This window comes from Ruoffia sp. FAM 26254, assembly GCF_045528545.1.
Classification (GTDB): domain Bacteria; phylum Bacillota; class Bacilli; order Lactobacillales; family Aerococcaceae; genus Ruoffia; species Ruoffia halotolerans.
Map to the genome: position 1 here is coordinate 1 of NZ_JBGQQY010000122.1, position 361 is coordinate 361.

General features: G+C 42.1%; 2 tRNA genes. Both read right to left on the bottom strand.

The features are described 5' to 3' along the window. Positions 1 to 118 precede the first annotated feature (118 nt). Positions 119 to 191: transfer RNA gene (locus tag ACEN3Z_RS11930), tRNA-Thr, on the bottom strand. 36 nt (positions 192 to 227) lie between these two features. Next, a tRNA-Asn gene (locus tag ACEN3Z_RS11935) sits at positions 228 to 300 on the bottom strand. Between the last annotated feature and the right edge of the window lie 61 nt (positions 301 to 361).

Consider the following 361-nt stretch of genomic DNA (forward strand, 5'->3'; position numbering starts at 1 on the left):
TTTAAGTCCTGTGCGTCTGCCAGTTCCGCCACCCCGGCAATATGCCATTAGTACTTACAATCTGGCTATAAAATTATCTTAATTTTCACAACATCCAAAGTCTAAAAGATCAATATGAAGCCATTTACCGGAGTCGAACCGGTGACCTCTTCCTTACCATGGAAGCGCTCTACCTGCTGAGCTAAAACGGCAAATATCAATTTTTGAAATTTTAGTAAAAAAAAAGACTCCGCAAGTAGGGCTCGAACCTACGACATCATGATTAACAGTCATGCGCTCTACCAGCTGAGCTATTGCGGAATGACTAAAAATTAAACAATGCATGGCAACGACCTACTCTCACAGGACCAAAGGTCCAACT